Origin of the sequence: Methylophaga sp. UBA1464 (genome assembly GCF_002325665.1) — a bacterium.
Taxonomy (GTDB): Bacteria; Pseudomonadota; Gammaproteobacteria; order Nitrosococcales; family Methylophagaceae; genus Methylophaga.
Genome location: NZ_DCSO01000088.1, coordinates 2,940 through 13,066 on the forward strand (window position 1 = coordinate 2,940; position 10,127 = coordinate 13,066).

At 46.1% G+C, this 10,127-nt stretch carries 8 protein-coding genes; all 8 read left to right on the forward strand.

From position 1 onward, the window contains the following. Positions 1-140: 140 nt before the first annotated feature. Positions 141-404, forward strand: coding sequence for a sarcosine oxidase subunit delta (locus B3O33_RS11355; protein ID WP_292361785.1), 264 nt, complete (start codon positions 141-143; stop codon positions 402-404). Continuing rightward, positions 401-3,301: a 2Fe-2S iron-sulfur cluster-binding protein gene (locus B3O33_RS11360; RefSeq protein ID WP_292361786.1), complete on the forward strand. Its 2,901-nt coding sequence runs from the start codon at positions 401-403 to the stop codon at positions 3,299-3,301. The genes B3O33_RS11355 and B3O33_RS11360 overlap by 4 nt, the downstream gene beginning before the upstream one ends. An 11-nt stretch (positions 3,302-3,312) precedes the next feature. Further along, positions 3,313-3,978 carry a sarcosine oxidase subunit gamma gene (locus B3O33_RS11365; protein ID WP_292361787.1) on the forward strand — a complete coding sequence of 222 codons (666 nt, stop codon included), beginning with the start codon at positions 3,313-3,315 and terminating at the stop codon, positions 3,976-3,978. A 39-nt stretch (positions 3,979-4,017) separates the two neighbouring features. Further along, the gene (gene glnT, locus B3O33_RS11370; RefSeq protein WP_292361788.1) at positions 4,018-5,415 is read left to right on the forward strand and encodes a type III glutamate--ammonia ligase; all 1,398 of its coding nucleotides are present in this window, start codon (positions 4,018-4,020) and stop codon (positions 5,413-5,415) included. Between the two features lie 35 nt (positions 5,416-5,450). After that, on the forward strand, positions 5,451-6,353 hold the full coding sequence (locus tag B3O33_RS11375; protein WP_292361789.1) for a class II glutamine amidotransferase: 903 nt from the start codon (positions 5,451-5,453) through the stop codon (positions 6,351-6,353). A gap of 24 nt (positions 6,354-6,377) precedes the next feature. Further along, entirely contained in the window at positions 6,378-7,061 is a 684-nt protein-coding gene (locus tag B3O33_RS11380) for a protein glxC (RefSeq protein WP_292361790.1), read from the forward strand. Between the two features lie 24 nt (positions 7,062-7,085). Then, positions 7,086-8,417 carry an FMN-binding glutamate synthase family protein gene (locus tag B3O33_RS11385; protein ID WP_292361791.1) on the forward strand — a complete coding sequence of 444 codons (1,332 nt, stop codon included), beginning with the start codon at positions 7,086-7,088 and terminating at the stop codon, positions 8,415-8,417. 840 nt (positions 8,418-9,257) lie between these two features. After that, on the forward strand, positions 9,258-10,127 hold an 870-nt coding region (locus B3O33_RS11390), incomplete at its 3' end, for an ammonium transporter (RefSeq protein WP_414673294.1).

Consider the following 10,127-nt stretch of genomic DNA (forward strand, 5'->3'; position numbering starts at 1 on the left):
GCAAGACCATGGCTGAAACCATCGCCAGAGATATGGCTCCGGATATGATCAGATCATTCCGTTTATCACGATTTGAAGACTATGAGCTGACCGGTGAAAAAGGCGCAGCCTCGGTCGGCCACTGATTTAGGGATAGCAAGATGAAATTACTTCAATGCCCAGTTAACGGCATCCGCCCGGTGAGTGAATTTACCTATGGCGGGGAATACAGAGAGATGCCAGACGCAGATACCTGCAGTGATAAAGAGTGGGCCACTTATGTGCATCATCGCCATGGTGCGCCGGGATTGAAAAAAGAGTGGTGGTACCACGGCCCAAGTGGCACCTGGTTTATTGCAGAGAGAAACACACTGACTGACAAAGTCAGCAGGACCTATCTTTACGGTCAGGAGAATAAGGCATGACATTGCGTATCGCTGAACAAGAGAATGAATGGATCAACCGTGATATGCCCTTGACCTTCGAATATGAAGGCCAACAAATCGAAGCATATGAAGGCGATACCATCAGCAGTGCACTTTGGGCTGCAGACATTAAAGTGTTGGGTCGCAGTTTTAAATATCACCGTGCCCGTGGTTTATTGAGTTTTGCCAATCATGATGTCAATGCATTGATGACCGATGGTCAGGACACCAATATACGTGCAGATGTGATCCCGGTTACCCACGGTATGCAGCTGACGGCAGTCAATACCGATGGTGGTGTATTAAAAGATAAAGGTCGGTATATCGACAAGATATCGGCGTTTCTGCCGGTGGGCTTTTATTACAAAACGTTCCATAAACCTAAATGGATGTTTCCATTCTGGGAAGACAAGATCCGTAAAGCGGCTGGTCTGGGGAAAGTCAATTTTAACTATCCGCGAATCACTCGCGCCAAACGCTATGCACATTGCGATGTGCTGGTCGTTGGAGCGGGGGCATCAGGACTATCTGCAGCTCTCGAAGCAGCTGATGCTGGCAGTCAGGTTATTCTGGTCGATGAAAATCGCAAAATTGGCGGTAGTTTGACCTATGACATGGCCGCTGACGTTAATACCGGTTCTTTGTTAAAACAGCTCACAGAAAATGTGCTCAATCATCCCAATATCCGGGTGATTGCGGATGCTTATGCGGGTGGTTACTACACTGACCATCTGGTTCCCATTGTTGAAAAACGCGGTATAACGAAAGTTCGTGCCGGATCGATCATTGTGGCCAGTGGCGTTTTTGAACAACCACCTGTATTTCGCTATAACGATCTACCCGGTGTGATGCTCAGCTCTGCGGCACAACGTCTTGTTAATCGTTATTCCGTTAAACCCTTTACAAAAGGCATAGTCGTTACCGCTAATGATTATGGTTATCGGGCGGCACTGGATCTGGCTGCTGCCAATGTGGAAATAGTTGCTGTTATTGATATGCGCCAGACGGGTGCTGATGGTGATTTGACAGCAAAAGTCAAACAGGCGGGTATCGCCGTGCATCTGGGCAGTTGTATTTACGAAGTGGTGCCGACATCTGACAAAATGGGTGTCAGTGCGGTTGTCGTCTGTGCTTATGATGAAGCCACCGCTGAAGCGGATCTTCATCAGCAAGTCGTATTGCATTGTGATGGTGTTGCGATGAGTGCTGGCTGGGCACCTGCAGCGGCTTTGCTTTATCAGGCCGGTACTCAGATGCGTTATGACGAGGCTGTTCAGCAGTTTGTACCAAATCAATTACCTGATGGTGTATTTGCTGCCGGTAAAGTGAACGGCATATTCGAACTTGAGCAACGGATGCAGGATGGCAAACGGGCAGGGGCTGAAGCGTCACGCTATCTTGGTAAAACGACTGTTTCGCCAGTTGAGGTTACCGCTCATCGTGGTAATTCCCCCAGCCATCCTTATCCGATTGTGAATCACCCCAAAGCTAAAAACTTTGTTGATTTTGATGAAGATATCCAGGTCAAGGATTTTATCAATGCGGCGAAGGAAGGTTTTGACAATATTGAGTTGATGAAACGGTTTACCACAGTGGGTATGGGGCCAAGTCAAGGCAAACATTCCAATATGAATGCCATTCGTATTCTGGCGCGTATCCGGGATTTACCCGTTGAAAAAATTGGTTCAACGACGGCAAGACCATTTTTCCATCCAACACCGATTGGTCACCTCGGGGGCCGTGGTTTTCATCCACATCGTCTGACTGCCATGCATGAGTGGCATGTGAAAGAAGGCGCAGTGATGATGGAAGCCGGTGTATGGATGCGTCCAGCTTACTATCTGCCTGCAGGCGTAAAAATATCCAACCAGCAGGCTGTGCAACAGGAAGCACTGGCGGTTCGCAAATCCGCTGGCATGATTGATGGCAGTACTTTGGGCAAAATCGAAGTTTTCGGCAAAGATGCTGCTGCGTTTCTGGAGCGTTTTTATACCGGCAAATTTGCCAGTCAGAAAGTCGGTAACAGCCGTATTGCAATGTTGCTGGATGAAGCCGGGGTCATTGTTGATGATGGTGTAGCAGTACGACTGGATCAAGACAAGTTTTATGTGTCTACCAACTCATCCAATGCCGCCACGGTTTACCGTGAAATGCAACGTAACCTGCAGCTTTGGGGCATGCAGGTCACGCTGGTCAACCTGACAGGCGTGATGTCTGCTATGACACTGGCTGGTCCTTCATCCCGTTCCATTCTCAGTGAAGTGACTGAGCTGGATTTGCTGGATGAGGCGTTTCCACAGGGCGCATATCGGGAAGCATTAGTAGCCGGGGTTAAAGCCAGAGTGATGCGAGTCGCGTTTGTCTCGGATCTGGCGTTTGAAATTCATGTCCCGTCCAGTGCCGGTTTACATGTCTGGCAGAAAATTATGGATGCGGGAAAAACCTATGGTATCCGTCCATTTGGTACCGATGCTCAGCGTCTGCTGCGTCTGGAAATGGGTCATCATTTAATTAGTCATGACACTGATGGCCTGACTAATCCGTTTGAAGCACATGCAGATTCATTGGTCGCAATGGATAAACCCTTCTTTATCGGCCAGCGCAGCCTGAAAATCCTGCAGAAAAAACCATTAAAGAAAAAACTGGTGAGGTTTGTCCTGGATAAGAATTTCAGTGAAATGCCCAAGGAATGCAATCTGGTGATTGAAAATGACGAGATTGCCGGCCGGGTAACCAGTATTTCTTTCAGTGAATATGTAAACCGGGTGATTGGCTTCGCCTTTGTGCTGCCTGAGCAGGCCAAGGCAGGGAATCAGTTTGCCATCCGCACTGATAGTGGACGGATGGAAATGGCTGAAGTAGTAGAAGACGCTTTTCTAAGTTTGAGTCAGGGTTAAGGAGTCGGCATATGCAAAATGTTGTATTACAAAGTTCAGTTGCGTTTGCCCAGACGTCTCTGAAACCTGAATTGGGTTTTATCAACGGTATGGCGATTGCGAATCGCTATGCGGATCCGGATGTGGAAAGTCGTCATGCGGCAAAACTGACGATCTGTGATGTCAGCTGCTTGTCACGTTTTGCTATCAAGGGGCCCGCCGCTGCTGATACCTTAAAGGCAAAAGGTGTCGAATTGCCTGCTTCAGCAAACAGCTGGAGTCGTCATGACGAGACACTGGTCATGCGCCTGGGTAGCAGTGAATTCCTGCTGGAAGATCCGATTGGTGTTCAGCAATGCAAAGGTTTGAGTGAACAGTTGCAAAGTGGCGATGGCGTTCATGTTGTTTTACGTAATGATGCGTCTTTTATTTTGAGTGGTGAGTTGCTTGATGAGCTACTGGCCCAGGTATGTGCAATTGATCTGAGCGGGCCAATGCTGGCTGACAATCGACTGGCGATGACCTCAATAGCAGGTGTCTCTGTGATTGTTCTCAGACAGGAAGTTGCAGGGCAGTCCCTGATGCGTCTCTGGTGCGATGGTACTTTTGGCGTTTATTTGTGGGAAACCCTGTTGGACATTATCAAAGAGTTAGGCGGCGGACCGGTTGGATTCAACCAGTTTTTCAATAGTAATTAAGTCACCCGTTGCTGAATAAATCAATCCAGAAGGCAAGCTATGAAATATGAACCTGAAACCAAACCTAGCCAGCCTATCACCGATAACCAGGAGCAAAAAGAGATGAAAACATTAGAACAGGCCGAACAATTTATTAAAGACAACAACGTCAAATATGTCCTAGCACAGTTTGTCGATATTCATGGCGTGGCCAAGGTTAAATCGGTCCCTTCTGCACATCTTAAAGACATCATTAAAACCGGTGCGGGTTTTGCCGGTGGTGCTATCTGTGGCATGGGTATCCAGCCAAACGGTCCTGATTACATGGCGATGGGTGATTTATCGACCTTGTCACTTATTCCATGGCAGCCTGGTTATGCAAGAGTTATCTGTAACGGACACGTCAATGGCGAACCCTATAACTTCGATTCTCGTGTTGTATTAAAAAATCAGATAAAGCGACTTGAAGCCCGTGGTTGGACGATGTTTACCGGTCTTGAACCTGAATTTTCGCTGCTCAAAAAAGATGAGTATGGTCACATTCATCCGTTTGAAGACAGCGACACGTTGCAGAAGCCCTGCTATGACTATAAAGGCATCACACGTCAGAGTGTCTTCCTGGAAAAACTGACTGAATCATTGATTGAAGTCGGTCTGGATGTTTATCAAATTGATCACGAAGATGCTAACGGTCAGTTCGAAATTAACTATACCTATGCAGACTGCCTGAAAAGTGCAGATGATTTCATTATGTTCAAGATGGCAGCCAGTGAGATTGCCAATGAATTGGGCATGATTTGTACCTACATGCCAAAACCCTTCAGTAACCGTCCCGGTAATGGTATGCATCTGCATATTTCGATTGGTGATGGTGAAAAATGTCTGTTCCATGATGACAGTGATCCGGCCGGACATGGCCTGAGCAAGATGGCTTACCATTTTATGGCTGGTCTGCTGGCACATGCCCCGGCATTGTGTGCCTTAGCAGCCCCCACCGTTAACTCATACAAACGTCTGGTGGTAGGTCGTTCTTTATCGGGTGCAACCTGGGCCCCGGCTTACATCACTTATGGCGATAACAATCGCTCTACCATGGTGCGTATTCCTTACGGCCGCATTGAAATGCGACTACCGGATGGCTCATGCAATCCTTACCTGACCACGGCGGCGATTATTGCTGCAGGTCTCGATGGTGTTGAAAGAGAGCTCGATCCGGGCGAGGGTCACAACACCAACCTTTATGACCTCAGCCCGATGGAGTTGAGAGAAAAAGGTATCAATATCTTACCTCAGAATTTGCATGAAGCATTGCTGGCACTTGAAAAAGACAGTGTCGTTAAGGGGGCTTTGGGCGAAGGACTGGCAAATGAGTTTTTGGAATTGAAACACATGGAATGGGTGGAATATATGCGGCATGTCTCTGACTGGGAAATTGATCGTTACGCTGAATTTTATTAAGCAGCTGACTAGTTAGAATTTTTAGGAGAAATCTAATGTGTGGAATTGTTGGTCTTTATTTAAAAAATGATAAATATCAAAGTCGATTGGGTGAGTTGTTTGCCCCAATGATGATTGCGATGACAGAACGTGGTCCTGATAGTGCCGGTTTTGCCATTTATGGTGATGCCGTCGAGTCAGGTATCAAATTCACCCTGCGTCATGAAGATGAAAATTATGACTGGGAAGCTTTGGCCAAAGCGATTGAAGAAGCCTTGGTTACTAAAGTTGATTGGTTTCAGAACAATAAAGTTGCTGTTTTCAAAGTGGAAGCTGACGCTGATTTGGTCGAGAACTATCTGCGTGAAAACCATCCGGATGTGTTGATTATGAGTGCCGGTAGTTCGATTGAAATCCTCAAGGAAGTCGGCCTGCCAGAACGTATTGTGAATATGTTCAATCTGGACAAGATGCAAGGTTCACACATTATTGGCCATACCCGTATGGCGACTGAATCAGCGGTGACCATGGCGGGAAGCCATCCGTTTTCAACTGGGATGGATCTGTGTCTGGTGCATAACGGTTCTTTGTCTAACCACAACCGTATGCGTCAGGAACTGAAACGCAATGGTATTCATTTTGATACCGAGAATGACACTGAAGTGGCAGCGGGTTATCTGACCTATCGTTTGCAACAGGGTGATTCTTTGCATCAAGCCCTGGAAAACGCTTTAAAAGAGTTAGATGGTTTCTACACATTTACCATCGGTACTAAAGACGGATTTGCAGTGGTGCGTGATCCTGTTGCCTGCAAACCGGCGGTCATTGCAGAAACCGATGACTATGTGGCGATGGCGTCGGAATATCAGGCATTAACGACCTTACCTGGCATTGAAAACGCCAAAGTTTGGGAACCGGAACCGTCAACTATCTACGTTTGGGAACGTGGTAGTAACTGATCAGAAGTGCTTAAGGGGAACACAATGAAAACAATTGATTTAGCAAAAGAGACGGTACGTGATTTGAATCAGGCCTTACATGATCAGGCCTCAGCATGCACCGAAACAGAATGGGAAGTGCTTAACCCTAAAGGACAGCACAATCTGGCTGTTGGCGTTGACCAGAAACTGAAAATCGATATCAAGGGGCATGCCGGTTATTACTGTGGTGGCATGAATAAAGAAGCCGATATCGTGATTCATGGTAGTGCCGGTCAAGGCGTGGCTGAAAATATGATGTCAGGCAGTGTACGCGTGAAAGGCAATGCCTCTTCATCTGCTGGCGCGACCTCAATCGGTGGGCTGTTGGTGATAGAAGGTGATGCCGGTTCACGATGCGGTATTTCCATGAAAGGTTCGGATATTGTCGTGACCGGTAGTGTCGGCCACATGAGCTGTTTTATGGGGCAGGCAGGTACGCTGGTGGTTTGCGGAGATGCTGGTGATGCGTTGGGTGATTCATTGTATGAAGTTCACATTTACGTTAAAGGCCAAGTGAAGTCATTGGGTGCGGACTGCGTCGAGAAAGAGATGAGACCTCAGCATATTGAAGAGCTTATTGAGCTGTTTGAACGCGCTGGTATCAAGGAAGATCCCCACGCTTTCAAACGTTATGGTTCTGCGCGCCAACTATACAACTTCAAAGTCGATAACGCTTCGGCGTATTAATGCTGATTTTACGAGGAATCTATTATGAGCGAGAAAACAAAATATACTACTGAACTCCGTGAGTCAGCGACTTTTGATCGGGCGACTATGTCCGAAATACGTCGGGCAGCGGATACCGGCATCTACGATATCCGTGGTTGGGGTGCGAAACGCAAATTACCGCATTTTGATGATTTGTTATTCCTGGGCGCGAGTATGTCGCGTTATCCACTGGAAGGTTATCGTGAAAAATGTAATACCCAGGTCACATTGGGCACCCGTTTTGCCAAAAAACCGATCGTTATCGAAACGCCGGTCACCATTGCCGGTATGAGTTTTGGTGCCTTATCTGCCAATGCGAAAGAAGCGTTGGGTCGTGGTGCTTCTGCAGTGGGCACATCAACAACGACCGGTGACGGTGGTATGACGCCGGAAGAACGTGGTCAGTCCAGTAAACTGGTCTATCAGTACCTGCCATCACGTTATGGTATGAACCCCGATGACCTGCGTAAAGCGGATGCTATCGAAGTGGTCTTGGGACAAGGTGCCAAACCCGGTGGTGGTGGCATGTTATTAGGGCAGAAAATTACCGAACGTGTTGCCAAAATGCGTACCTTGCCGATGGGTGTTGACCAACGCAGTGCCTGTCGTCATCCAGACTGGACCGGCCCGGATGATTTAGCGATCAAGATCCTTGAATTACGCGAAATCACTGACTGGCAGGTGCCTATCTATATCAAAGTTGGTGCGACTCGTACTTACTATGATGTGAAGCTGGCAGTGAAAGCCGGTGCTGATGTCATTGTTGTTGATGGTATGCAGGGTGGTACAGCGGCAACCCAGGAAGTCTTTATCGAACATGTCGGTATTCCGACTATGGCGGCAATTCCTCAAGCGGTTCAGGCGCTGCAGGAAATGGGTATGCACCGTAAAGTACAGCTGATCGTTTCCGGTGGTATCCGTAACGGTGCCGATGTAGCCAAGTGTATGGCTTTGGGTGCAGATGCAGTGGCTATTGGTACAGCCGCCTTGATCGCCCTGGGATGTAACGATCCTAAATATGATGAAGAGTTCAAAGCGATTGGTTCAGCTGCCGGTTTTTATGATGATTATCATGAAGGTCGCGATCCAGCCGGTATTTCCACTCAGGATCCGGAATTGAGTAAGCGTTTGGACCCTGTCGAAGGTGGACGCCGTATCGCTAACTATTTGCGTGTACTGACGTTAGAAGCACAAACGCTGGCACGCGCCTGTGGCAAAAATGATATGCGTAATCTGGAACCTGAAGATCTGGTGGCCTTAACAGTAGAATCCGCTGCAATGGCGAGGGTTCCACTGGCAGGTACAAACTGGATTCCAGGGAATAATATGGGTTAATAATTAATCGGTATTTTGTAGTTCATCAGAACAGGACCAGTGCTATGGTGTTTAATTAATTTGGATAAACTTACCCCGTTATCTTAATTATTATGACGCTATAGTATTGGTCCTTTTTTTATGTGTATATGAGTAATTTATTAGTTAGAAATAACTAAATATTTAAATTAAGTGATTTTGCTTTGTTTTTTATAGGTTTGTATTTATTTTTAAAGCAGGTTTTTCTGAGGCGATTATTCGTTGTTTTTATATATGTTTAGTTATGTGCTTTTTTTGTAATTATTTAGCTTAATCTTTCCAGTCTGATATTATCTCTCCCTCCAATTTTCACCTCATAGTATGTTATTTGATATTGTTATTTAACATATTGTTTTGTATCCACATTGTGATAATTTTTATAGTTGTCAGATAAAACTTCATCTCATTTTATTCCCTCAAGTTATATGCAGGAAAATTCAGTTTATTTTGCGCAAAAGTAACATAAATATAAATATTTTCATTGAGTATAAGAACTAATATATTTAATTTTTACGGTTTGTTTTGTTGTGGAATTTAAGCTTGTCCCCAGTGTTTTTGTAAAGAAATAAACGCCTACCACCTTAGGGGTACACCATTTAGAGTATTCCTTTTTTAAAAACTAATACGTTAGTGTCGATCATGGCATTAAATTTTGTTTATAACTTTTAATGACTATGTGATTCTCTACTTAATATAAGAGTAGGGATATGTTTAATAAAAAGGCGTAAGCCACAACTCGTTTTACTGAAGTGTTCTGTCGGTGAGGATGATTACCGCTCAAAGAAAACATAAAGTAAAACAGACATTTGGAGGAGAGAGCCGATGGGTACTGAGTTAGGCGGTTTAATAACGATATTTACTGAGTTTTACTACTGGGTAACGGTAGTAATGATGTTTTTGATACATGTAGGATTATGTGCATACGAGGTAGGAGCCACCCGACGTAAGAACATTAACCAGACAATCATACGGCACGTTATGGTGCTGGCACTGGTGACGATTACCTGGTTTTTGTTTTCGTGGTGGATGTATTGGGCCTTCAATGCGGGTCCGGGAATATTCGGCCCATTAATCAGTAATGACTTTACTGCGGCTGCATTACCGTGGTCTGAGTCTATGGGACCTAATCTTTCAGACAATATAAGTGGTGTGTTCTGGGCAGCCTTCCTGTTGTTCTCATGGACAGCCGCTGCGATTGTTTCCGGGGTGGCAATTGAACGGGTAAGAACCGGTGCGTTTCTGGTTATTGCTGTACTGGTCGGTTCAGTGACCTGGGTAATCGATGCTTCTTGGGGCTGGCATGCAGAAGGCTGGATGGTGCAGTTGATGGGCTATCATGATGCCTATGCCTCCGGTGTTATTCATGGTGTGGCTGGTGGTGCCTGTCTGGCATTGGCCATTGTTTTGGGACCCCGTATTGGTAAGTTCGGACCAAATGGTGAAATCCGTGACATTAAAGGTCACAACCCATGGTTATCCTGTTTCGGTCTGCTGCTTATCTATGCCGGGTTCTGGGGCTTTTATGCTGCCTGCAATATTCCCATCATTGATATCGGTACAGAAGGTGCATTGCGGATGGGAACGACCAATATCTATCTGATGCCAACGACGCTTTCAGCCATTACATTCAATTTCATCATGTCACTGACTGGTGGTTTGATGGCGGGTTATATGGTGAGTCGTGGTGATCCA